The organism is Desulfovibrio desulfopostgatei (assembly GCF_053570645.1).
Genome location: NZ_JBRBQS010000002.1, coordinates 2,919,522 through 2,940,839, shown reverse-complemented (window position 1 = coordinate 2,940,839; position 21,318 = coordinate 2,919,522). Strand labels below are relative to the sequence as shown.

Annotated in this window: 16 protein-coding genes; 6 read left to right on the top strand and 10 right to left on the bottom strand. The window is 60.3% G+C overall.

From position 1 onward, the window contains the following. Nucleotides 1-467 precede the first annotated feature (467 nt). The 7 genes from ACUZ9Q_RS12900 to ACUZ9Q_RS12870 form a co-directional block, all read right to left on the bottom strand. Nucleotides 468-2,177, bottom strand: a complete 1,710-nt coding sequence (locus ACUZ9Q_RS12900) for an FAD-dependent oxidoreductase (RefSeq protein WP_449248009.1) — start codon at nucleotides 2,175-2,177, stop codon at nucleotides 468-470. A 101-nt stretch (nucleotides 2,178-2,278) separates the two neighbouring features. Continuing rightward, nucleotides 2,279-4,252 carry a selenocysteine-specific translation elongation factor gene (selB, locus tag ACUZ9Q_RS12895; RefSeq protein WP_449248008.1) on the bottom strand — a complete coding sequence of 658 codons (1,974 nt, stop codon included), beginning with the start codon at nucleotides 4,250-4,252 and terminating at the stop codon, nucleotides 2,279-2,281. 135 nt (nucleotides 4,253-4,387) lie between these two features. Then, nucleotides 4,388-5,392 carry a chemotaxis protein gene (locus ACUZ9Q_RS12890; RefSeq protein WP_449248007.1) on the bottom strand — a complete coding sequence of 335 codons (1,005 nt, stop codon included), beginning with the start codon at nucleotides 5,390-5,392 and terminating at the stop codon, nucleotides 4,388-4,390. 39 nt (nucleotides 5,393-5,431) lie between these two features. Next, nucleotides 5,432-6,289: a 4-hydroxy-3-methylbut-2-enyl diphosphate reductase gene (gene ispH, locus ACUZ9Q_RS12885; protein WP_192112703.1), complete on the bottom strand. Its 858-nt coding sequence runs from the start codon at nucleotides 6,287-6,289 to the stop codon at nucleotides 5,432-5,434. 157 nt (nucleotides 6,290-6,446) lie between these two features. Beyond that, complete coding sequence (locus ACUZ9Q_RS12880; RefSeq protein ID WP_449248006.1) at nucleotides 6,447-7,448, bottom strand: tRNA dihydrouridine synthase; 1,002 nt, start codon at nucleotides 7,446-7,448, stop codon at nucleotides 6,447-6,449. Then, nucleotides 7,445-9,352, bottom strand: a complete 1,908-nt coding sequence (locus ACUZ9Q_RS12875; RefSeq protein WP_449248005.1) for a SulP family inorganic anion transporter — start codon at nucleotides 9,350-9,352, stop codon at nucleotides 7,445-7,447. Before ACUZ9Q_RS12875 ends, ACUZ9Q_RS12880 begins: the two co-directional genes overlap by 4 nt. Before the next feature lie 2 nt (nucleotides 9,353-9,354). After that, nucleotides 9,355-10,476: a hypothetical protein gene (locus ACUZ9Q_RS12870; RefSeq protein ID WP_192112706.1), complete on the bottom strand. Its 1,122-nt coding sequence runs from the start codon at nucleotides 10,474-10,476 to the stop codon at nucleotides 9,355-9,357. 386 nt (nucleotides 10,477-10,862) lie between these two features. On the opposite strand from ACUZ9Q_RS12870, the gene ACUZ9Q_RS12865 reads away from it, so the two are divergent. The 3 genes from ACUZ9Q_RS12865 (at nucleotide 10,863) to ACUZ9Q_RS12855 (ending at nucleotide 14,203) form a co-directional block, all read left to right on the top strand. After that, nucleotides 10,863-12,176 carry a transglycosylase SLT domain-containing protein gene (locus ACUZ9Q_RS12865; protein ID WP_449248004.1) on the top strand — a complete coding sequence of 438 codons (1,314 nt, stop codon included), beginning with the start codon at nucleotides 10,863-10,865 and terminating at the stop codon, nucleotides 12,174-12,176. A gap of 155 nt (nucleotides 12,177-12,331) precedes the next feature. Beyond that, complete coding sequence (locus ACUZ9Q_RS12860) at nucleotides 12,332-12,895, top strand: OmpH family outer membrane protein (RefSeq protein WP_192112707.1); 564 nt, start codon at nucleotides 12,332-12,334, stop codon at nucleotides 12,893-12,895. A 324-nt stretch (nucleotides 12,896-13,219) separates the two neighbouring features. Further along, the gene (locus ACUZ9Q_RS12855) at nucleotides 13,220-14,203 is read left to right on the top strand and encodes an AEC family transporter (protein ID WP_227118054.1); all 984 of its coding nucleotides are present in this window, start codon (nucleotides 13,220-13,222) and stop codon (nucleotides 14,201-14,203) included. 127 nt (nucleotides 14,204-14,330) lie between these two features. Here the strand turns inward: ACUZ9Q_RS12855 and lipA are convergent, their stop codons facing one another. From lipA to ACUZ9Q_RS12840, 3 genes are all read right to left on the bottom strand, one after another. Next, on the bottom strand, nucleotides 14,331-15,212 hold the full coding sequence (lipA, locus tag ACUZ9Q_RS12850) for a lipoyl synthase (protein ID WP_449248003.1): 882 nt from the start codon (nucleotides 15,210-15,212) through the stop codon (nucleotides 14,331-14,333). A gap of 92 nt (nucleotides 15,213-15,304) precedes the next feature. Next, nucleotides 15,305-16,084 (bottom strand): lipoyl(octanoyl) transferase LipB, encoded by a 780-nt coding sequence (gene lipB, locus ACUZ9Q_RS12845; RefSeq protein WP_449248002.1) that lies wholly within the window; start codon nucleotides 16,082-16,084, stop codon nucleotides 15,305-15,307. A 29-nt stretch (nucleotides 16,085-16,113) separates the two neighbouring features. After that, a complete protein-coding gene (locus ACUZ9Q_RS12840; RefSeq protein ID WP_449248001.1) occupies nucleotides 16,114-17,568 on the bottom strand; it encodes a BPL-N domain-containing protein in 1,455 nt (484 codons plus the stop codon). Nucleotides 17,569-17,596: 28 nt separating this feature from the next. Between ACUZ9Q_RS12840 and ACUZ9Q_RS12835 the strand changes: the two genes are divergently transcribed. The 3 genes from ACUZ9Q_RS12835 to rpsL all read left to right on the top strand — a co-directional run bounded on the left by ACUZ9Q_RS12835 (nucleotide 17,597) and on the right by rpsL (nucleotide 21,284). Further along, entirely contained in the window at nucleotides 17,597-20,260 is a 2,664-nt protein-coding gene (locus tag ACUZ9Q_RS12835) for a valine--tRNA ligase (protein WP_449248000.1), read from the top strand. Nucleotides 20,261-20,383: 123 nt separating this feature from the next. Continuing rightward, nucleotides 20,384-20,728 (top strand): DMT family transporter, encoded by a 345-nt coding sequence (locus tag ACUZ9Q_RS12830; RefSeq protein ID WP_192112712.1) that lies wholly within the window; start codon nucleotides 20,384-20,386, stop codon nucleotides 20,726-20,728. Nucleotides 20,729-20,912: 184 nt separating this feature from the next. Beyond that, a complete protein-coding gene (gene rpsL / locus ACUZ9Q_RS12825) occupies nucleotides 20,913-21,284 on the top strand; it encodes a 30S ribosomal protein S12 (protein WP_008683436.1) in 372 nt (123 codons plus the stop codon). The last annotated feature ends 34 nt before the right edge of the window (nucleotides 21,285-21,318 follow it).

Sequence of the window (21,318 nt, the reverse complement as noted above, 5' to 3'; positions counted from 1 at the left end):
GCACACACTCGTCTGCCCCGACGGAATGTGCGTTTTTGCGCTTACCATAAAATTGTTTGTTTGAACAGTTTAATCGAGGGCGCAACAAAAAAAAATGTGACAGACGCAACATGCGGAAAATAGTGATGAATTGTGAAATCTGGCAAGGAGGTTCGGGGCAGGCAGGAAGGGAAAACCTATGATGCCAGCACGTTGGAATGTGCTGGGCAAATGAAAAAAATGTTACAAATGTTTCATGGCAGAAAATCTGCGGCTTGCCCCTGATTCAATGTTACGGATTTTGGGCGGTTGCGGGCTGACCCCTTGATGGCATTCAGTCAAAATCCGCCCTGCGGGCAGTGCGCTGAGCTGATTGTGGCAGAGTCTGCCAGGTGGAGAAAGCCTGTTTCGATCGAAACGGGGGAGGAACCCTTTTGCAAAAGTTCCTCCCCCTAACGCGTTCAGATGCGTTCTTTCTTGCGGGTATGTTACAGCGAGAGGCCCATCTTGATGACCGCCTGCATGCCGCCCGTGGAGTTGACCACGTTGGTCACGCCATTGCGGGCCAGCACCAGCAGACTGTCATAGGCGCGCAGGCCCGTATTGCAGATAATGGCAACAGGGCGGTCCTTGGGCACCTCGCTGATTCTGGCGGCGATTTCTTCCAGCGGGATGGCGTGCCAGTCGGGATGTTTTTCCTGCGTGGCCTTGCCCGCTGCCGCGGGGCGGGAATCAATGAAGAACACGTGGTTTTCGCTGCGTTTCTTCCACAAGTCCATGAACTGGTCGGCGGTCACCGGGGTGAAGCGCCCGGAAAGGGCGTTGTCGGCCACGTTGGCAACCACGTTGACCACGTCCATTGCCGAGGCAAAGGGCGGGGCGTATGCGATTTCAAGGTTGGAGATGTCTTCCACCGTGGGCTTGGAGTATTGCAGGGCCGCAGCCACCGCATCAATGCGGGCCTTGAGCGAGTCGGGGTCGGCGCAGGCGCCCTGAATGCCAAGCACCCGGCTGGTGGCCTTGTCTACCACCAGTTCAAGGCTCATCATGGCTTTTTCGGGGTAGAAGTGGGCGTGGTCGAGCTGCTCCACGCTGACGCTCATGGCATCAAAGCCTTCCTTGCGGGCGCGGTCAACTGTAAGGCCCACGCCGCAGAAGGAAAGGTCAAAGAGTTTGACGGCCCAGGTGCCCACAAAACCGGGGAATCTGGCATTACCGCCAGCAAGGTTGGTGCCGATGGTGCGGCCCTGGCGGTTGGCCATGCTACCCAGGGGCAGGTAGCCGATCTTGCCGGTGATGATGTTCTTGATGGCCACGCAGTCGCCGCCCGCATAGATGGAGGGGTCGGTGGTGCGCATGTGCTCGTCCACCACCACCGCGCCAAAGGGGGCAACTTCCAGCCCGGCATCCTTGGCAAGCTGCCCGTTGGGGATGAAGCCAGCGGCAAAGATCACCAGTTGGGCGGGGATTTCGCGCTTGTCCGTGACCACCTTGGTGACCGTGCCGTTTTCGCCTTCAAGGCGCAGCACTTTTTCAGAGGTGAAAACGTCAACCTTGTGGGTCAGGCAGTCGTTGGCGGCCATGAGCGAAAGAGGCTGGGAAAGCACGCCGGGCAGAATCTGATCCATCATTTCCACAACGCTGACTTTCACGCCCCACATATCGGCCAGGGCCACGGCAGCCTCAAGGCCGATGAAGCCGCCGCCCACAATGACCGCCTCGCTCACCTTGCCCTCCTGGCAGGCGGCGCGGATGGCTCCGGCGGCTTCAAGGCGGGTCAGGGAAAGCACGTTTTTCAGATCCTTGCCTTCAATGGGGGGCACGCGCGGGCTTGCGCCGGTAGCCAGCACCAGCTTGTCGTAAGGCAGCTTTTCTTCCTTGCCGGAAACAACGTCCTTTACGAGCAGGGTTTTGGCAGCCCGGTCAATGGCCAGGGCGCGCGTCTGGGTGCGCACGGTGATGCCCTTCATATCGCGGAAAAATTCGGTGTCGCGCACAGTATGATAGGGAGTGGAGCGCAGGTCGTCGAGATTCTGTATCTCACCGGACACGTAGTAGGGGATGCCGCAACCGCCGTAGGAAATGAAGACGTTTTCGTCCACAAGCATCACTTCCGCATCGGGCATGAGGCGCTTGCAGCGGCAAGCCGCCTTGGGCCCCAGGGCAACACCACCAACTACCAGAATTTTTTCAGACATATCCGGGCTCCTTAGTGAAGAGTTATGAGCAAATGAGCATTACTGAGATATATGAGCATTCAAGGCAAGAATGCAAGGACAATTCCTGTTTACGGAACAACCTAACGCCCGCGAAAACGGCGCTGGTCGCCCACGCGCACGGTTATGCGCTCATTATCCATATATTCCAGCAAGGCGATCAGATATTTGCGCGAAAGCCCCAGGAGTTCTTTCAGGCCGCCCACATCAAGATTGTCGTGGGTGGTGAACCAGCCGCGCACACGTTCAAGAATATCGGCCAGGGCCGGGCCGTGGTAATACAGGCCGTCCTTGATCTTGACCAGTTCGCCAGCCTCGCAGAGCAGGCGCAGCACCGGGGCGGCCTCCTTGGGCGTGACGCCAAGCTCCTCAAGCACGTCCTTGGCGTTGGGCGGGGTCAGCCCTGCGCTGGCATGCGCGTCCAGCAGCTTTTGGCGCAGGCCTGCCTGATCGGCGGCCAGGCTTACCGTATGCGATTGCAGGCGCAGCCCCTCGCCCTCGATGACCAGATCGCCCTGCTTGAGGGCCTGATCCAGCACTTTTTGCACCAGCTTGGGGGGCAAGTTGCGGCTCCAGCCCGTGCACAGGGCCCCCCGGGTGAATCCGGGTTTGAGAGGTTCGCGGCGGTGCAGGTCAGCCCCGCGTTCCAGGCTGGCGGCCAGCAGTTTTTCAAAGGGAATTTTGCCAATCCAGCAGCGGTTTTCCTTGTCCCAGCAGATAGCGTCGCCACGGGTGGAAAGCAGTTGCAGCGCCGCCTCCACAGCGGATCGGGCAAGGCCCGTCAGGGCGCGCAGCCGCGCTTCGTCAGCGCCTTCAATACCGCGCAGGGTCAGTGCGCCGCGTACCAGCGCAGCCCTGGCTTCATCGCGCGCCTTGGCTTCGGCCTTGCCGCCGCCGATGGCTTCTGCCGCATCGCGAAGTTCTGGCAGCTCCTGCAACAGCCGGAGCTTATCGGCCAGTTCAGGGTCTTTGGCCCGCAGTTCGGGCGGCAGGGGGCTGACCAGCAGCCCGCCAGCAACCGTGCGCAGGGGCGAATAGGCCCGCAACACGCAGTGGTCGCCAAATACGCCCACCATGGGTTCCTTGAAACGCAGTTCCGCCAGCGCGGTTTCGCCGGGGGCCAGCTTGTCCCTGTCGCGAAAGACCACCCGCGCCGCGCATTCGCGCGTACCGTGGTGGAAGTGGATTTCCACCCTTTGGCGCATGGCTCTGGGGGCGGAGGAAAGGCAGGTGAGCCTGACCAGCCAGCGGTTGGAGGGGAACAGTTCGCCGGGGCGGGCCAGCACAAAGCCGCGTTCGATTTCCTCCACATCCAGCCCCTGCACGTTGACGGCGCAGCGCTGGCCCGGCTGCACCGAATCGGCGGCCTTGCCATGACGTTGCAGCCCGCGTGCGCGGGTGGGCAGATCGGGCGGCATGAAGCGCAGTTCATCGCCAAGGTTGCACACGCCGGAAATGACAGTGCCCGTCACAACGGTGCCGTGTCCCTTCATGCTGAATACGCGGTCCACCGGCAGGCGAAAAATATCACTGCGCCGCTGGGCGGGCAGCTCGGCAGCCACGCGCGCAAGGTGGTCGCGCAGAGTGTCCACGCCATCGCCTGTGGTTGCGGAAACGGGGAAGATGGGCGCACCTTCAAGAAAGGTGCCTTGCAGGAACCCGCGTACTTCTTCCTGCACCATTTCGAGCCAGTCGGCGTCCACCATGTCTGTCTTGGTAAGGGCCACAAGACCGGTGCGTATGCCCAGCAGGGAGCAGATTTCAAGATGTTCCCGCGTCTGGGGCATGATGCCTTCGTCCGCGGCAATAACAAGCATGACAAAGTCCACGCCAGCCGCGCCAGCCACCATGTTTTTGACAAAGCGCTCATGCCCCGGCACATCCACGATGCCCAGCCGCTCGCCGCCGGGAAGGTCAACCCAGGCGAAGCCAAGTTCAATGGTGATTCCCCGGCGTTTTTCTTCTTGCAGGCGGTCGCAGTCAATGCCTGTAAGCGCCCGTACCAGCGAAGTTTTGCCGTGATCTATATGCCCTGCCGTGCCTAGCACTACTGCCATAAAAGCTCCTTGGTGGTCTTGGGCCGAGTTTACACTCTGGCAAGCGCCTTTGCAAACAGCGCCCGCCCGGAAACGTAAAGGGGACCCCTTGCGAAAAGGAGTCCCCTTGAAAACGGCAAAAGCGGTTGGGAGCTTTTAAGCCTGACCCTGCTCCCTGGCCTTGATGAGGGCCATGGCCCTGTGAGCCAGCTGGGTAACTTCCGGCTTGGAAATCTGGTCGTCCGCCCCCACGCTCACGCCCTTGTGGCGCAGCTTTTCGGTAATGAGTGAAGAAAAGAGCAGTACCGGCAGCTTTTTGAGCATGGAGTCTTCCTTGATGCGCAAGGTGAGATTGAGGCCGTCCATGACCGGCATTTCGATGTCTGAAACCACCACATGCACGAAGTCGGTGATGGGGCGGTTGCCTTCTTCGGCGCTCTTTTTGAAGTCCAGCAGACGATCCCAGGCAGCGCGTCCGTTGGAAACAACCTCAACGGTAAAGCCCGCCTTTTCCAGCAGGTCGCGTTGCATTTCGCGGATAAGGGCGGAATCGTCGGCTACAAGGGCCCGGTACCCCTCATTTGTCCAGTCGTCGCCCAGGTCGTCAAGCCGCAGGCCCAGCTTGGGATTGAGGTTGGCGACCACTTTTTCAAGGTCGAGGAGAAAGATGATGCGGTCTTCAAGCTTGACCACGCCGATGACCGTATTGTTGGACACGGCAGCAACGTACTTGTTCGGCGGTTCAACCTTCTCCCAGCTGATGCGGTGGATTCGGTTGACGCCGGAAACCATGAAGGCCGTGGTGACGTTATTGAACTCCGTCACAATGGTTTTGGGCTGTTCTTCTTTTGCTGGGTGGGTTTTGCCCAGCCACATGGCCAGATCCACCAGCGGAATAATGCGCGAGCGCAGGTTGAAAGCACCCAGCACGCTCGGGTGCTGCACTTCGGGCAGTGCCGTCACCTTGGGCATGCGGATAATTTCAAGCACCTTGGCCACGTTGACACCGTAGTAGCCGCGATAGGGCTTGGCGGGAACGGGTTCGCCATTTTCGTCCAACTGCGGCGCATCGGCAGAAGGAGGGGTGAATTCTTCAAGATAGAACTCCACCACTTCCAGCTCGTTGGTGCCGGCTTCCAGCAGAATATTGGTCTGGGCCATGCTGCCTCCAGAAAAGTACCGCTTCAGGAGCAAACGGGATTAAAGCGACTGCAGCCACAAATGAGCCGCGTCAATAAGACTTTTCGGCGTAGATGCGCCAGCCGTTAGACCTGCACGATTTTTTTGCGAAAAATTTTCTGCGGCCAGCTCTTCGACACGCTCCACAAGGTAGGTGTCGATACCGTTCAAAGAGGCCACATCAGCCAGTCTGCGGGTGTTTCCGCTCTGCCTTCCACCTATGATTACCATGACATCCACACAGGAGGCAATGTTACGGGCTTCCTCCTGCCGCTCGCGGGTGGCGTCGCAAATGGTGGAAAGCACCACAAGGTCAGCAATGCGCGTGCGCAGATCTTCCACAATTTCCTGAAATATCTGTCGATCCTGAGTTGTCTGCGAGGCCAGCACATAGGCCTTGTTTTCGGCAAGGTGCAAGGACTCAAGCTCTGCCGCCGTGCCGAACACATGGGCCGGGCCGCAGGCGTAAGAAACCAGCCCGCGCACCTCAGGGTGATCCGCCTCGCCAAAAAGCAGCAGGGTTGCGCCATCAGCGGTGGCCCGCCCGATGGAAAGCTGGGCTTTTTTTACCTTGGGGCAGGTGGCGTCCACAATGTCGGCCCCGCTTTGCTTGACCTGCTCCTCAACCTGCCGCGTGATGCCGTGCGCGCGGATAACCGCCACATCGCCGGGGTGCAGTTGCGCGGCTTCCTTGACGCAGACCACGCCGCGCGACTCATATTCTGCCAGAACCTGCGGATTGTGGATGATGGGGCCAAGGGTACAGATGCGGGTCGTCTCGGGGGCGCCCCCCTTGCGCTCCAGCGCAGTGTTAAGTTTTTGCAGGGCCAGGCTCACGCCCATGCAAAAGCCCGCTGTCTTGGCTCGGTAAACATCCATCACGGCTCTCCTTCAAGGGGTGGCGCTTTCAGGCGTGGAGCCGTGGCTGCACTGCCCCTCGCCCGACCCAAACCCATCAACCTTAAAAATTTTATCTGTATGCAATACGGTATTGCAGAGGCACAGCAAGCGTAACCGCATGCGCCTTTGTTCCCTGCTAGCCGGGGCTTCCCAGAAAAATATCCAGTAACCGGTCAAGCTCTTCCCAATCATTACAGCGGCACAGCTCCTGACGCAAGGCCCGTGCGCCGGGCAGGGTGCGCACGTAGCGCGGCACCACGGAGCGCATTTTCCACAGGGCGGCCTTGCCGGGGCAGTGGGCGCGGGCAAGCTCCAGATGCCGGGAAATCATGGCCCGCAAACGGGGGGCATCGGCCTGAACCGGTGCGTTCCCGGCCAGAAGGGCCGCGTGGTCCGCAAAGATGGCTGGATTGTGCATGGCCCCACGGGCGTACATGACGCCGCTGGCCCCGGTGCGCTCAAGGCAATTCACGCCGTCTTCCGCGCTAAAGAGGTCACCGCTGGCGAGCAGGGGAATGGTCAGGCGTTGGGCCAGCATGGCAATAGCCTCCCACTGCGCTGCGCCGCCAAAACCCTGACGGGCTGTGCGTGGGTGCAGGGTCAGCCAGCCAGCGCCCGCATCCTCAAGGCGCAAGGCCAGGTCGGGCAGCACCGGGCGGGCGTCGTCCAGGCCCAGACGCAGTTTGAAGCCCACGCGCCCACTGCCTGCAGCCTCAATCATGGCGCGGGCCACGACAAGCACGTTTTCCGTATCGCCCAGCATGGCCGCGCCCGCGCTCTGGCGCAAAACCTTGGAAACAGAACAGCCCATGTTCAGGTCAAACCAGCCAAAGCCGGACTGACGCAACAGTTCCACCGCGCGCCCCAGAAAGGAGGCCTCCGCGCCGAAAAGCTGCACCACCAGCGGCTGGTCTTCGGGCAGGGTCATGAGCAGTTCGTTGGTGCCGGGGCTTTCATAAACAAGGCCCTTGGCGCTGACCATTTCGGTAACGCACACGGCTGCGCCGTATTCACGGCAAAGCAGACGAAAGGGCAAATCGCTGTATCCGGCCAGCGGGGCCAGCCAGGGATGCTCGGGGCCAAAGGGCAGGGAATCTGGGTTTGCGGGGCAGGTTGGCAGTTGAAAAACCTTGGTCACGGGCGCTCCTTGGTCACGCGCGGCGGTTCGGCGGAATTTTCCGCAGGGGCGGTTTGTTCGGCGGGCAGTACGTTGCCTTGGGGATCCAGCGTCACGCGGGCAGACTGCGCCATATAATCCGGGCCGGGGCTGGCGGGGGCAGGCGGGGCTGTCTGCACAGGTTGCTCTGGCTGCGCACCGGCTGCATCTGCGCCCACTGTCGCGCACTGGGCATCGCTGCATGCAAAGCGGTTCAGCATGGCTGCGGCCAGCCGCAGGCCTTCGCCCGTGGTGTCGGCCACAAAGCCGTTGCTGAGATAATCCAGAAGGCCTGTGCGCCGCAAGATGGTACGCACCGAGGGGCTGCCCACCACAAGAATAACCGGCAGGCTGCGGGCGTAACAGCGCTCGATAAATTGCGACAGCGCATGCGCCCCTGATGCATCAATCCAGAACACGCGCGAAAGATGCAGCACCACAAGCCGGGTGGGCTCGCTGTCCTCGGCATACAGCAGGCGTTCAAGTTCGTGGATGGCCCCGAAAAACAGGGTTCCTTCAATCATGTACACGGTGATGCCCTGCGGCAGTTCGGCAGGGCCTTCGCGCAGCAGCGGATCGCCCTTGTGAAGCCTGTTCACACGCGGGTGGGCAGTCTTGTAAATAAACAGCGTGAGGGAAAGCAGCACACCTATGAAGATGGCTTTTTCAAGATCAAACAGCAGAGTGGACAAAAAGGTGATGAGCAGCACGGCCCTGTCCACGCTGGTTGCCACAACGCACAGGCGGATAGCGTCAATCTCTATCATCTTGAAGGAAATGAGCAGCAGTATGCCGCTCAGGGCGGGGAGCGGCAGCCAGCTTATGAGCGGGGCCAGCACAAACAGCAGCGGCAGGGCGAGAATGCCGGAAAACACCGTGCCCATGCGCGTTCTGCCGCCGGATGTGACCACAAGGGCGCTACGGGTAAAGGAGCCGCAGCCGGGAATGCCCGAGGTAAGGCCAGCGGCGATATTGCCGAGGCCCTGGCCGATAAGCTCCTGGCTGCCGTCAAACGCATCACCCTTGATGTTGGCCAATTGTTTGCCAATGGCCAGTGATTCCACCGTTCCCAGCAGGGCAATGGCCAGCGCGGGCATGAACAGGTCGCGTACCGCGTCCAGATCAAAGGATGGAGGCAGGGAAAAAGGCGGAACAACGCTTGGGATGGCCCCAACCAGCGGAACGCCCCTTTCGTCCACGCTGAACAGGGCGGCAAAGAGCGTAATCACGCCGAGCGCGGCCAGTGATGCGGGAAAGCGCGGCGACAGGCGCTTGAAAAACACGGTCAGAACAATGGTGCCAACGGCAATGCCGAGGCTCCAGTAATTGATAAAGGGCAGGCCGTGCAGCGCCCCGAACATCTGGTTGAAAAAGCCCGAGGGTTTGGGGCCGGTCAGGCCCATAGCCATGTAGAGTTGCCCTGCGGCAATGAGCAGCGCCGCTCCGGTGGAAAAGGCCACCATGACCGAATGCGAGATGAAATTGACCAGATCGCCCAGCCGCGCCAGCCCCATGCCCAGCTGGATAAGCCCGCACAGGAGCGCCATGCCGAAAATATAGGACATGCGCGATTCTTCGGGCATAGTGCTGATCAGTTCGCCGCCCACGCTGATGGTAGCGAGGGTGGAGAAAATAATCATGGAGATGGCGTTGGTGGGGCCGGCGGCCATAAAGCGGGAGGATCCCCACAGAGCGGCCAGCACCACGGGCAGCATGCAGGCATAGATGCCGTACTGCGGGTGAACCCCGGCAATAATGGCATAGGCCATGGCCTGAGGCACAGCCATGGGCGTCACGGTAAGGGCCGCCGTCATGTCCGCCTTGAAATCCTGGGCGGAATAATTCCTGATGGTCTCAAGAAAGGGAAAAAGCCGGGCGGCTCGCATGACTAATCCTCGCGTGTTACATCGTCCTCAAGGCGCAGCACATCGTGCCCAAGGGCGTAGTGCATCAGGCGTGGCCGGTCTGCGGATTTTTTGAGCGAATTGATAATGCGCGTCATGCGCCGCGTACCTTCAAGCACGCCGCCCAGATGCCCGGCCAGTTCGGTGAGGTCGTTGCGGGCGAGCGCGCGTTCCAGCTCCATGCCGAGCATGCGCCCGCGCGAATTTTCAGGAAATTCGGCCAGCAGCTCGCGCGCAAGGCGCAGGCTGCGCGCCTGGTTGGCGTCCAGATCTTCCACCAGTTCGCCGCAATATTCCGCCTGATTGCGCATGACGTTCAGGGCGTTGTTGCCGTAGTGGGCCATGGCTCCGGCGGCTTTTTCCAGCGTATCGCGGGCAACAGCCACGCGGCGGCCCACGGTGAGCGAAACAATGCTGGCACATTTTGAAAGAAAACGTTCGTCAAAGCTTTCAAAGCCATACTCACGTTTGGTATACAACATTACGAGGCCAAAGGGAGGCTTGTTGCTGCGCTCTCGCAGCACAAAGGCCAGACGCGAACGGTAGCCTTCCTTGTAGATGATGCAGTCAAAGGATTCACCGCCCATGGCCAGGGCCTGCAGGTTGTTGGACACCACATAGCGGGTGTGGCCTTCAAGAATGGCGCGCATCACGGGGTGTTCGCGCAGGCCTTCCTCCAGCATTGGGGCCACGATGGGTATGCTGCCGCCGTCCACCTGATTGGCCGAGCGCGCCACCCATTCGCCATTGGCATTGCGCAGGCGGCACACGTACATATCGGCGTACAGGGCGTGGACAAGAATTTCAGCGCTTTGCCGCAGCACTTCCCCAGGAGGGGCCATACGGTCGGCAATGGCGAGCAGATCGTTGGAAACGCGCAGCAGCATTTCGGTATCGTTCTGCATGGCAGATATGGAGGTGAGCAGCATGAGCAGGCAGCGCCAGCTGCGCATGGGCACCCCGCGCAGGCAGGGGTGATAGCCGGTGTTGAGAGAGCGCTTTGCGGCGGGCAGCAGGGCAATGGCTGCGGCGCGCATTTCGGGCGGCGCATATTTGAGGAGGCGTTTGATTTCTTCGCGAATGTATTCTGGCGAATGCTGGGACACGGTTTGCTCCATTTCCCCGGGGTGCCTGTGTTGGCTGACAGCATGGGGAACCGGCGCGGCTATGCGCGTATTAAGACGTTGTTGCCCGGGCTGAACCGCCTGATTCCCAGAGAAATGACCGCCTTGAGGGCTCTTTTGAGGCCCGGGCGGCGGCTCTCGCGCGCATGGCGTGCAAGCCTTTTTTCACAGAAATAAGTATAGGTGGGAAAAAAGGTCTGGTCAACGGTAGCTCATAAATGGGGCCGTCTGTTCTGAATTAAAGTACACATTTTGTAAAGTGGTTTGTCTGGGACGTGTGGAGAATTGGCAAAGGAATTGCAAGAAGTGTTGCGGAAGATTCTCGGCTGTCGGATTTCCGACGCATATTCTGCCTGCGGGCAGGGTGTATGAGATCAGCCCTACAACCGTCAGACGGCGGCAGGCTCAAGGCCGTGCCGACGCCCACGGGGATGCCCATGAAACAACGTAACACAATATTGCTCATATCGCTCGGCCTTGCCGCCGCCTTGCTGGTGCTCGGCCTGCTGGCCGGTTTTGTGCCGCAGAGCGAGGGGCCGGAACTGCGCCGCCGCGCCAGCGGCATGGTGGCCCGCCTGCGTCCCGAAGACATGCCCGTTCCCATTCAGGCGCAGGGCGACGGTGTACGCCAGTGGGCCGTGCGCGGGGCGGTGGAGCCGCATTCTGAACAAACATCCGGGGGCAGTCCGCGGACGCGTCAGGCTGCCGATGCCAGCGCATCTGCCCGCCCGGTACCTGGTACGGACAAAACTCAGGGGACATCCTCAGCGATGGGCTCTGCGACAGGCAAGGCTACAGGTCAGGCCTCAGGTCAGGATATGACCCGGCGCATTGTTTCCTTTGGGCCAGCCGGCGTCATCCTTGATACTGGCGAACCATCACTGGCCTTTTCAGGCGACGCGCAGGGCGATTTTGCACCTCTGCTGGCCCTGGACGGTGTTTCCATCCCGCTTCTGGTCAGCAACCAGCCCCGCGATTACGGCGATGCCCTTGATGCGGCGGGCCGCCCGCTGCGCTGGGTGACTCCCGCGGCCATGCTGGCGGGCTATTCGCCCCGCATGGTGCGCAGGGCGGCCATTGAAGTGCTGCGCCACGGCACTGTTTTTGATAATTTTGTGGGCGATATTGACGATAATGACATGGAAAAACTACAGGCCAGAGCCCGCCGTTATCAGAATCTGGTGGAGAATTTTTCGCGCCGCTACAATTTGAGCACCGAGCTTGTGTACGCCATCATCCACAGCGAAAGCGACTTTTCGCCAACCCTGGTCAGCAACAAGTCGGCCATGGGCCTCATGCAGGTAGTGCCCGATACCGCCAACGACGAGGTGCACAAATACCTTTACGGGCGCATGGGCGACGTGGGTTTTGACGACCTGCGCGTACCGGAAACCAACATCCGCTATGGCACCACCTACCTGCACATCCTGTTCACCCGGTATTTTTCCGGGGTGCACAACCCGCTGGCAAGAGAATATTGCGCAATTGCCGCCTACAATATGGGGCCGAACCGTTTTCTGCGGCTCTACGGCAAAACCATGGAAGAAGCCGTGGACACCATAAACGCCATGACGGTTGACGCTTTTTACAGAGATCTTGCCACGCGTCTGCCTGCCCGTGAAACACGTTTCTACGTTGCCCGGGTGCAGAGAATGAAGGCCCAGTACGCCTCGCTGCGCTGATGTGGATTTTCCTCGCGAAGGGGCGCGCGCAAAGCGCCGCCCAAGAGGGAATTTCAGCGAAAAATGGTTGTGGTGCCTATAAAAACAACGTACATGTTCTTCAACGCCGAGCCCCAACTCTATGCCCGGCATTTATTAGAGGAGTGGTCACAACCATGCGAATCCGTTTTTTTATGCCGCTGGCTCTGCTGCTGAGCTTCATGCTTTTTGCCTGCCAACAGGGCGACAATAATGCCCAGCCCAAGGTGGCGGTGGTGGATATGGCGCGCGTGATGCGCGATAGCGAACCTGGCAAGGCCGGCGTGAAGTTCCTTGAAAGCCTTCAGGGCGACATGCAGACCAAGCTTAACGACATCCAGCAGCGCCTGGAAGCCAACCCCAAGGACGCTGAAGCGCAGAAAGAACTGCAGGCTGTCTACATGTCTGCCCAGCAGCGCATGCAGGTGGAACAGCAGAATGTTGTAAACCTGCTGTATGATGCCATTCAGCGCGTGATCAATACCTATCGCACTGAAAAGGGCTATGCCGTCATTATCAGCACTGAAGCTGTCGCCGCTTTTGATTCCAAGAGCGACGTGACCAATGAAGTGCTGGAACTTGTGAACAAGCAGAAGCTTGATTTCAAGTCTGTTACGCCCGAAGCTGAAAAGGCTCCGGAAGCCGCCGCCCCCAAGGCCGAAACGCCCAAGGACGACAAGGCTGCCAAGGCCAAAAAGTAAGACAGATTCTTTCGGCTGTATTTAACGGCTGAATGTTTGGCAAAGCCCTTCGTCATTGACGGAGGGCTTTTTTATGGCCTGTTTGCGGGTTTGGGCGAGGCTGGGCTGAAAAGCGGGCGTGTTCGAACCTCTGGCAAAGGGTTGGCAATTGTTTGAAACAGATGATATAATTTTTGTAATATTCTGTAATTATACATCTTAAAAACTGTTTGAACGAACAAACAGTTTTTACTGGACAAGGTGGACAAGCCGCGCCATAGTTTCGCCGTCGCCAGCCGGGTATGCCGGTGGGTGAAAAACGCATCCGAATGGAAAAGGTTTGTTATGTTTCAAGCGCTGTTTGCCGTCATGCCCGTATTTCTGATTATTGGCGCGGGCGTTCTTTTGCGCAGTCGCGATGTATTGCCCGAAAACGCTGGCCCTGTTCTTGGCATCTATGTGCTCAAGCTGGCTCTGCCGTTGCTGATTCTGCACCTGCTGGCTGGGGCCAGCCTGAAGGATCTTGCCCATTGGGCTTTCTGGGGGGGCATTCTTGGCTCCCAGCTCGTGGTGTATTGCATCGGCTATGTGGGCGACAGGATTTTTTGTCGGCGCGGCGTTGGGCCGGGCGTCATTGCCGGGCTTTCCTGTTCCGCCTGCAATGCCGCCTTTGTGGGGCTGCCCATCGTGTCCAACCTGTTCCCCGGCAATGCCACAGCCATGCTCATTGCCGGTCTGTGTACCCTCACGCCCAATGTGGTCATGATCATCGGGCAGTCCCGTCTGGATGCGCTGGCCGGGTCGCTGGCCTGGGACGGCGGCAATCCCCTGAAATTTGTGGGCAAGCTTCTGAAGGTTTTTATCCTTGGCAACCCCATTCTGCTTTCGACCCTGGCAGGCATAGCGCTTTCCGCCTCCGGGCTTGGGTTGTGGGCTCCGCTTGACCGCGCGGTGAGCCTTGTGGGCTACACTGCGGCCCCCTGCATGCTGCTGGCTTTGGGGCTGGATTTGCGGCAAAAGCTGGTGGTGGCCACGCGGCAGGCGCACGGACACGCTTTTGCGCGGCAAACGTGGTTTATTCTCTGCAAGCTGGTTCTGCACCCGCTGCTGTGCTGGGTCATGCTGGCGGCCTTGGGTGTTTCGGGCCTGTGGCTCGTAATCAGCGTGATTGTCAGCGCTACGGCCACGGCTCTGGTGGTGACGGTCATTGCCGAGGTGTACAGCACCGTGCCGGAAGAAGCGGCCCTTACGGCAGTGGTCGCCAACGGGCTGAGTATTTTTACCCTGACAGGTTTTGTCTGGGGTTTTCAGGCCTTGGGTATGGTTTAAGCCGGGTCTTGAAATTTGAGGAACGAAAAGCGGGCTTTGTTCTCCGGCAGTGATCCGGGGAGCAAAGCCCGCTTTTTATGGTTGCGCGGTTGAGGCAGGTAGAGGCTGGCCAGCGACCGGCCCGCAATCAGGCAAAGTTGGCTGCGTGGTAGCTGCTGCGCACCAGCGGACCGGAAAACACGTGGCGCAAACCCAGCGATTTACCGTAGGCGGCGTACTCTTCAAACTGTTCCGGCGTCACATAGCGGTCAAGCTTGTGGTGCTGGCTTGTGGGCGGCAGGTACTGGCCGATGGTCACAATGGAGCAGCCCACGGTGTGCAGGTCCTTGATCACCTCAAGCACCTGCGCGTCTGTTTCGCCCAGCCCCACCATGAGGCCGCTTTTGGCCGTCATGCCGCAGTCGTTTACGCGGCGCAGCAGTTCCAGACTTTGCTCGTAATCGGCCTGAGGGCGCACCTGCGCATAGAGCGCGGGGTGCGTTTCCACATTGTGGTTGATGATATGGGGTTTGGCGTCCATGACCGTGCGCAGGGCATCGGCGTTGCCCTGAAAATCGGGGATAAGCACCTCGACACTGCTCTGCGGCAGGGCCTGCCGGAGCGCCTGAATAACGGCGGCAAACTGGGCGGAACCACCGTCCGCAAGATCGTCACGCGTCACAGAAGTGACAACCACATGCCTGAGTCCCAGCGTCACGGCGGCCTGAGCCACGCGCTGAGGTTCCGTGGGGTCGGGGGCGCTGGTCTGGCCGGGGTGGATATTGCAGAAGCGGCAATTGCGCGTACAGGTTTCACCCAAAATCAGAAATGTGGCCGTGCCGGAAGAAAAGCATTCCTGCCGGTTGGGGCAGTTGGCCTCCTTGCACACGGTGGAAAGCCCCTGCTCGTTCAGCAGGGCGGAGGTGGTGAAAAAGCGCCTGTCGGAGGCCAGCGGGCGGCGCAGCCATGCGGGCTTGCGCAGAGGGGCGTAGGCAGAACCGGAATTATCGGAAGAATCGGGTTGAGTCATCTGTTTCGTCCTTGCTGCGGCACCTGCGGCGGCATGCCGCAAATTGCCTGAACTGGTGTTGGGCTGGTGATTTGATCCGTCCTGCATGTCCGTTACGGTTGGCCCGCGAGCAGGGCTTCGCAGGCTTGCGTCGATTGCAGGGGCGGCAGCGGCTGGCTGAAAACCTCGCAAAAGGCTTCAAGAAAGCATGCTTTCACAGCATCCATAGTCGCCGGGTCGCCGTTCTGTTCCCGCTGCACCGAGGTGGCGGTCACGCCATCAAGGCCGCATGGGGTGATGATGTTGAAGAGGGAAAGATCCCTGTCCACATTCATTGCCAGACCGTGCAGGGTCACGTGGCGCTGCACGGCAATGCCCAGAGAGGCAATCTTGCTGCCGCCCACCCATACGCCGGGAAAACCCGGCTTGCGGGCCGCTTCAATGCCAAAGCGCCGTACCGTGCGGATGGCGGTTTCTTCCACATCATTTACATAGGCCCGGACGCCGCCGGAACGTTTTTTCAGGTTGATGATAGGGTAGGCCACCAGCTGACCGGGAAAATGGCAGGTAATATTGCCGCCGCGCGTGCTGTGCACAACATCCACAGCCGAACCCCAAATGCTGGCGAGGTTGGGAGGCAGATTCTCCTGGCCGGAGTTTTTGCCAAGGGTGACGGTGGGCGGATGCTCCAGAAGCAGCAGAATGTCGTCGCCGCCCTGAAGCACGTAAGCCTGCGCCTGTTTTTGTATTTCAAAGGCGCGCTGGTAGGGGGCGCAGCCGAGATCAAATGCGTACATGTGAGCCTTGGGCATTGAAGGTTGATGCAAAAAGCCCTCATAGCGGCTTGCGGCCCCGGCGTCCAGCGTTTGCGGCGCGCAGAGGCGGCGGGGCATGACGCCGCGCCAGGTTAGTTGCAGCGGAATCAGGCCAGATCGCAGGGGATGGAAGTCTGGGAAAGGTAGACGAGCTCTTCGGTCATTTCCAGCAGCTCTGCCAGAATGCCCCCGCCGTTCATGGGGTGACCGAACAGCGATTCGCGCTGGTGGTCAAGCCCGCGCTTGTCAATGGCGTCGGGCATTGTGGGGGAGAGTGTTTCCGCAAGGCGGCAGGCCAGAAAATAATCTTCCGCCCCGGCGGCAAACAGGCCTTCGAGCTTGGTAAAGCGCGGGGACACCTGCTGCCAGTAGACCAGCGCCGCCGCAGACGGTTCAAGGCTTGCCGCCGTACACAGGGCCGCGTGCAGGTTGTTGCAGGCCGCGCCGGGCAGGCCCGTGCGCCAGCCCCACAGCCAGTGGGTGCGCCCAAAGAAAAGATGGTGGGCCACTGCCAGATCAAGCAGCTCGCGCATGTGGCGCAGGGCGCTCAGCAGGGGGCCGCCCGAACCTTCTGGCCATGCAGCGCAGGGGTGGCGCAGCTGCCACAGGGGCACATCTTCGCGTGTTGGCTCAAGGCCTGTCATGCTGCGCAGCAACTGGGCCAGCCACGCGTTGGCGTCGGGGCTGTGCGGCGTTTCAAGGTGCGAATAGCTCAGCACATACTGCCCCTGCCCGTAAGCTCCGGTCACGGCCATGGGCTGGCCTTCAAGAAAATCTGCCGAGAGGTTCAGACCGTAAAGGTCGCGCCAGTGAGAAAAAACCTTGGAGGGCAAGCTTTGCAGGGGCAGGTCCGCCAGCCAGAAATCCGCATCCGGCGAACCGTAGGAGGCCAGCACGGTGACGTGGTTGTTTTTTTCCGGCGCAAAGCGCCCCGGCCACCAGACAGGAAGAGAGGGAGAAAATATTTCAGACGCTGCTCCGCTCTGGGCCTGTCGCGCGGCAGCGCGGCGAACACCGGGGCACAGGGGGGCAGTCGCGCCTGTATCATTGTGCCCGTTCACGGGCTGTCTGTCTGGCTCGGCAGGCCTGCGGGGCGAGAATTCATGCCCGCTGGCAACGTGGGCGCGCACATGCCCGGAAATAAGATGGTACAGACGTTCAGGGTAAGCGGCCCGCGCCCAGGGGCAGATATTCAGGCCGTGGTCTGGGTTTGGGTGGGTCAGGGCAAGGCCGGAACCACCGCAAAAGCCCAGATAGTTGCCGCCGCGTTCCACCCACTGACGCACGGCCTCGCGCCCGTTCTTGCCGAGGGCCGCAGCCTTGAGCCTTGCGTTGCCGCCGGGAACCAGCAGCAGGCGTACGCCCGCGCCGCTCTGTTGCGGGCCGCCATTGGGGCTGACGCCCCCCGGCTTGCCTAAATACGCGCCTTCGGCTATTTCTTGTCCCTTAACCAGGCGGCAGGGCAGTCCCAGCGCGCGAACAGCGCGCCAGGCCATGAGGCCCCAGATGTGGGACGCGTCCCATAAAATGCAGATTGGCTGTGCGGCAAACATATACCGCATTATCGCCGCCTTTCATGGAGAAAGCAAGATGGCGGATACGCTACCCAAGGGCTATGAGCCCCATGACGTTGAAGCCCGGTGGCGCAAGCACTGGGAAGATGACAAAACCTTTACGCCCGATCCGGACGCTCCCGGCGAGCCGTATTCCATTGTCATTCCGCCGCCCAACGTCACGGGCGCGCTGCACATAGGGCATGCGCTCAACCATACACTTATTGACGTGCTCTGCCGTCACGCCCGCCAGAAGGGCAAGAACGTGCTCTGGGTGCCCGGCACCGACCACGCGGGCATTGCTACGCAGAACGTGGTGGAACGCGCCCTGGCCAAGGAAGGCAAGAGCCGCAAGGATCTTGGCCGCGAAGCCTTTATCGACCGGGTGTGGGAATGGCGCGATGAATACGGCCACCGCATTCTTGATCAGGCGCGCGCCCTTGGCGATTCCGTGGACTGGACGCGTCTGCGCTTCACCATGGATGAAGGCCTTTCCGCCGCCGTGCGCAAGGTTTTTGTGCAGCTCTATAATGAAGGGCTGATCTACAAGGGCGACTACATCATCAACTGGTGCTCGCGCTGCCACACGGCTCTTGCCGATGACGAAGTGGAACACGAGCAGAGCCGGGGCAAGTTGTGGAAGGTGCGCTATCTGCTGGCCGACGGCAGCGGGCATATCACCATTGCCACCACCCGGCCCGAGACCATCCCCGGCGACACCGCCATTTGCGTGCACCCCGAAGATGAGCGCTACACCGCCCTCATAGGCAAAAAGGCCGTGGTCCCCGTGCTTGGGCGCGAGATCCCCATTATCGCCGATGCCTATGTTGACCGCGAATTTGGCACAGGCGCGCTCAAGGTGACGCCCTGCCACGACCATAACGACTGGATGCTGGGGAAGAAGCACGACCTCGTCTTCCTCAAGGCCATTGACGAAAACGGCATCATGACCGCCGAGGCCGGGGCCTATGCGGGCCTTGCCAAGGAAGAATGTCGCACCCGCATCGTGGCCGATATTGAAGCCGCCGGGCAGCTTGAGGGCATAGAAGAAATCGATCACGCCGTGGGCCATTGCTACCGCTGTCATACGGTGGTCGAACCGCACGTTTCCACGCAGTGGTTTGTGGCCGCCACCAAGATGGCCCCTGCCGCGCGCGACGCCGTGCCCGGCATGACCAAGATTTTTCCCGAAACGTGGCTCAAGACCTACTATCACTGGCTTGATAACATCCGCGATTGGTGCATCAGCCGTCAGATTTGGTGGGGGCACCGCATCCCGGCCTGGAACTGCGAATCCTGCGGTGAACTGGTGGTGGCCGAAGAATCCCCCGCAGTCTGCCCCAAGTGCGGCGGCGCGCTGAAGCAGGAAGAAGACGTGCTGGACACGTGGTTCTCCTCCGCGCTGTGGCCTTTCTCCACCATGGGCTGGCCTGAGGACACCAAGGATCTGCGCCGCTGGTACCCCACCTCGGTGCTGGTGACGGGCTTTGACATCCTGTTCTTCTGGGTGGCCCGCATGATGATGATGGGCATCCACTTTATGGGCGAAGTGCCGTTCAAGGACGTGTACCTGCATGCCCTGGTGCGCGATGCCTCTGGCCGCAAGATGTCCAAATCCACGGGCAATGTCATTGACCCGCTGGAAATGATCGACAAATACGGCTGCGATGCCCTGCGCTTTACCCTGACGGCCTTTGCCGCCATGGGGCGCGACATCCGCCTTTCCGAGGAGCGCATCGAGGGCTACCGCCACTTTGTGAACAAGCTCTGGAACGCGGCCCGCTTCGCCCTCATGAACCTGCCGGAAGAAGCCCCGGCCCCTGTGGCTCCCGAGGCTGTTCCCGGTCTGCACCACCAGTGGCTGCTGCACCGGCTTGAAGTGGTCAAGCAGGACATGGACAAGGCCTTGGCCGATTACCGCTTCAACGATGCGGCGCAGTTGGGTTACAAATTCCTGTGGAATGAATTCTGCGACTGGTATCTTGAGCTTATCAAGCCCGACATGCAGTCTGAAGACCCCAAGCGCAAGGCAGAGGCCCAGTATGTGCTGTGGCTGGCCCTGCGCGAGCTGCTGGTGCTGCTGCATCCCATCGTGCCCTTTGTGACCGCAGAAATATGGGCCGCGCTGCCCGTGGCGGCTGGCAAAAAGGCCACAGATATCGCCCGCGAGCTGTATCCCGCAGCGCGCCCTGCCTGCCAGCGCCCGGTGGAAGCTGGTCGCATGGAGCTGATTCAGGGTATCATTGTGGCAGTGCGTACCATCAAGGCCGAGCTTGGCATCAGCCCCAGCCACAAGGTCAGCCTCATGCTGCACCCTGTGGACGCGGCTCAGGCCGAACTGCTCGAGGCCAGCAGTCAGTGCATGACCACCCTGGCGCGGCTTGAAACCCTCACCATCGGCGCGGATGTACACGCGCCCAAGGCTTCGGCCTCTGCGGTGGTGGAAGGCTGCCAGGTTATCGTGCCCCTCAAGGGCGCGGTTGATCTGAACGGCGAGCTTGCCCGTCTGGACAAGGAAATCGCCAAGCTTGAAAAAGATGTGGTGGGCGTGAACATGAAGCTGAGCAACGAGAGCTTTGTGAGCCGCGCCCCTGCGGACGTGGTGGCCCGCGAGCGCGAACGCGCCGAAAAACTGCTGGACGCCAAGGAAAAAATGCAGGCTCTGCGCGCCCGCTTTGCCGAGGCCCTGAACGAAGAATAACCGGCTGTCGCCCCAAGGGGTTTCCGGTCTGAATATGCGGCGCGGACGGCGGGCGGTTGCCTGTTGTCCGCGCCGCAGTTCCTGCGGGTGGCGCTACTGCCCCGATATACAAAAGAGGTTGGTATGAGTCCTGCCGCAATGGCATATGTTCAGCTTGGAGCGGCCATTCTGGTCGAGGTGGGGGCTACAGCCTGCCTCAAGCATTCGGAGGGTATGAGCCGTCTTTTGCCCACCCTTGCTTCGCTGCTCGGCTACGGTATTTCATTCTACCTGCTTTCCAAGGTGCTCAATGTGGTGCCCATGGGCATATCATACGGCATCTGGAGCGGCATCGGCATTGTGCTGGTTTCGCTTCTGGGCTTGCTGGTTTTTGGGCAGAAGCTTGACCTTGCCGCCTGCCTTGGCCTCGGGCTGATTGTGCTTGGCGTGCTTGTCATACATTTTTTTTCAGGCTCCATGCCCCATTAAAACGGACTTACTGATGCCGCCCGTTGGCTAACAGCTTGTTTTTTTGTCAGCCTTTGGTATAAAAATAATTTTTTTGTGCGCGTGTCCGCCGAGGCCTGCCTATTGACAGGCCTCGGCGGACACGCTATGTCCTGTCGTTCAAAAAGCTCTTTTTTGAGCGCAATATCCCATATGGAGGGAAATAATGCCCACGATTAACCAGCTTATCCGCATCGAGCGGAAGGCCGTGGTGAAGCGCAAGAAGACCCCCGCCCTGCAGGCTTGCCCGCAGCGCCGTGGCGTTTGCACCCGCGTTTACACCACCACCCCGAAAAAGCCTAACTCGGCTCTGCGTAAGGTCGCCCGTGTGCGCCTGACCAACGGCATCGAAGTTACGGCCTACATCCCCGGCGAAGGCCACAACCTTCAGGAACACTCCGTGGTCATCATCCGCGGCGGTCGTGTAAAAGACTTGCCCGGTGTCCGTTACCACATCGTGCGCGGTACCCTTGATACGTCCGGCGTGGCCGATCGTCGCAAGAGCCGTTCCAAGTACGGCGCCAAGCGTCCCAAGTAGTTTTATTCTTTCGGCGCGTGCCATGCGGCCCGCC

Excerpts from the sequence above, each read along its gene's own strand:
- rpsL (WP_008683436.1), top strand. The coding sequence starts at position 20,913 with ATGCCCACGATTAACCAGCTTATCCGCATCGAGCGGAAGGCCGTGGTG.
- ACUZ9Q_RS12890 (WP_449248007.1), bottom strand. The coding sequence starts at position 5,392 with ATGGCCCAGACCAATATTCTGCTGGAAGCCGGCACCAACGAGCTGGAA.
- lipA (WP_449248003.1), bottom strand. The coding sequence starts at position 15,212 with ATGACTCAACCCGATTCTTCCGATAATTCCGGTTCTGCCTACGCCCCT.
- ACUZ9Q_RS12855 (WP_227118054.1), top strand. The coding sequence starts at position 13,220 with ATGTTTCAAGCGCTGTTTGCCGTCATGCCCGTATTTCTGATTATTGGC.
- ACUZ9Q_RS12840 (WP_449248001.1), bottom strand. The coding sequence starts at position 17,568 with ATGCGGTATATGTTTGCCGCACAGCCAATCTGCATTTTATGGGACGCG.
- ACUZ9Q_RS12865 (WP_449248004.1), top strand. The coding sequence starts at position 10,863 with ATGAGATCAGCCCTACAACCGTCAGACGGCGGCAGGCTCAAGGCCGTG.
- ACUZ9Q_RS12875 (WP_449248005.1), bottom strand. The coding sequence starts at position 9,352 with ATGCGAGCCGCCCGGCTTTTTCCCTTTCTTGAGACCATCAGGAATTAT.
- lipB (WP_449248002.1), bottom strand. The coding sequence starts at position 16,084 with ATGCCCCGCCGCCTCTGCGCGCCGCAAACGCTGGACGCCGGGGCCGCA.
- selB (WP_449248008.1), bottom strand. The coding sequence starts at position 4,252 with ATGGCAGTAGTGCTAGGCACGGCAGGGCATATAGATCACGGCAAAACT.
- ACUZ9Q_RS12835 (WP_449248000.1), top strand. The coding sequence starts at position 17,597 with ATGGCGGATACGCTACCCAAGGGCTATGAGCCCCATGACGTTGAAGCC.
- ACUZ9Q_RS12830 (WP_192112712.1), top strand. The coding sequence starts at position 20,384 with ATGAGTCCTGCCGCAATGGCATATGTTCAGCTTGGAGCGGCCATTCTG.
- ispH (WP_192112703.1), bottom strand. The coding sequence starts at position 6,289 with ATGGATGTTTACCGAGCCAAGACAGCGGGCTTTTGCATGGGCGTGAGC.
- ACUZ9Q_RS12860 (WP_192112707.1), top strand. The coding sequence starts at position 12,332 with ATGCGAATCCGTTTTTTTATGCCGCTGGCTCTGCTGCTGAGCTTCATG.
- ACUZ9Q_RS12900 (WP_449248009.1), bottom strand. The coding sequence starts at position 2,177 with ATGTCTGAAAAAATTCTGGTAGTTGGTGGTGTTGCCCTGGGGCCCAAG.